Annotated in this window: 2 protein-coding genes; both read left to right on the top strand. The window is 68.3% G+C overall.

Annotated features, from left to right (window positions below; genetic code table 11):
* The first annotated feature begins 114 nt into the window (after positions 1-114).
* A complete protein-coding gene (locus tag ACFU99_RS43250; RefSeq protein WP_384404168.1) occupies positions 115-1,143 on the top strand; it encodes an FKBP-type peptidyl-prolyl cis-trans isomerase in 1,029 nt (342 codons plus the stop codon).
* A 101-nt stretch (positions 1,144-1,244) separates the two neighbouring features.
* The coding region (locus ACFU99_RS43245) for an FKBP-type peptidyl-prolyl cis-trans isomerase (protein WP_384404165.1) at positions 1,245-1,544 on the top strand (300 nt) is incomplete at its 3' end.

Below are 1,544 nucleotides of genomic sequence, written 5' to 3'. Positions count from 1 at the left end.
TCGGTGTCCGCGGACACCGACGCACAGCCGTGTCCGGCAGGGTTGATAGGGGAGACGCAGGCCGTAGAGTGGCGGGCGTTCCCCCCGCCACCCCCACTAGCCCGAGTTGGACTGATGAACCACACGAAGAAAACGCGCCGCTTCGCCGTGGCGCTGGCCGTCCCCGCCCTGCTGCTCACCGCCGCCGCGTGCGGCTCGGACGACGGCGGCAAGGGCGCGTCGGACGACAAGGCCGTGGCCAAGGTGTCGGGGAAGTTCGGGGAGAAGCCCGAGATCTCCGCGCCCAAGGACGCCAAGCCGTCCGACAAGCTCGTGGTGAAGACCATCAGCAAGGGCGACGGCCCGAAGGTGGCGAAGGACGATTTCGTCCGTTTCGACTTCGCCGGTCAGACGATGAAGGACAAGAAGAGCCTGGGCAACAGCTGGGAGCCCCAGCAGGGCCAGCCGCAGCAGGACCCCAAGGGTCCGCGCCGTCAGATCCTGTTGCAGATGAACCAGCAGGGCGCGCAGCAGGCGCAGCAGCAGGCGGCGCTGCCGCCGAAGGTCTTCGACGCGCTTGTCGGGCAGCAGGCCGGCAGCCGTGTGGAGGTCGAGGGCACGGCGAACGCGCTCGTCGGCGAGGGGATCAACAAGGAGGTCCTCAAGCCGGAGGACGGCCTGGTGTGGGTCTTCGACATCGCGGGCGCGCAGAAGGTGGACGCCAAGAGTGCGGCCGAGGGCGACCAGGCCAAGCCGGAGGACGGGATGCCGGAGGTGAAGGCGGATGGGCAGAAGGCCGCCGCCATCACCATGCCGAAGGGCGAGAAGGCCCCGTCGGACCTCAAGCAGCAGGTGCTGATCAAGGGCAAGGGCGCGGAGGTCAAGGCGGGTGACGGGCTGATCGCCCAGTACACCGGTGTCCAGTGGGACGGCGGCAAGAAGTTCGACTCGTCCTGGGACCACGGCGGGGCGACGGCCTTCCAGATCGGTACGGGCTCCGTCGTGCAGGGCTGGGACAAGGGTCTGGTCGGCAAGCACGTGGGGGACCGGGTGCTGCTGGCCCTGCCGGCGAAGCTGGCCTACGGTGACAACCCGCCGCAGGGCAGCGACATCCCCAAGGGCGCCTCGCTGGTCTTCGTCGTCGACATTCTCGGCAAGGCCTGATCGGAAGCTGTCCGGTCGAGGGGGTCTGATCAGCGCTTTCGCGCCATGGTCTGCCAGAATTGCCCGGCTGACAGAACGTGTCTTTCCGTAGGAGAAATTTCGTGAACATCGACAAGCCCGAGATCGACTTCCCGGACGGTCCGGCCCCCGCCGAGCTGGAGATCGTGGACCTGTGGGAGGGCGACGGCGCCGTCGCCAAGGAGGGTGACAACGTCTCCGTGCACAACGTCGGCGTTTACTTCTCCACCGGTGAGGAGTTCGACGCGAGCTGGAACCGCGGTACGCCGCTCCAGTTCCAGCTCGGCGCCGGCCAGGTCATCAGCGGCTGGGACCAGGGCGTGCAGGGCATGAAGGTCGGCGGGCGCCGCCAGCTGACCATCCCGGCCCACCTCGCCAACGGC

Origin of the sequence: Streptomyces sp. NPDC057654 (assembly GCF_042800135.1) — a bacterium.
Taxonomy (GTDB): domain Bacteria; phylum Actinomycetota; class Actinomycetes; order Streptomycetales; family Streptomycetaceae; genus Streptomyces.
This window is presented reverse-complemented; position numbering and strand designations above follow the sequence as displayed.

What these genes read in the sequence shown, in the direction of transcription:
- ACFU99_RS43250 (WP_384404168.1), top strand. Translation starts at nt 115, where the DNA reads ATGAACCACACGAAGAAAACGCGCCGCTTCGCCGTGGCGCTGGCCGTC.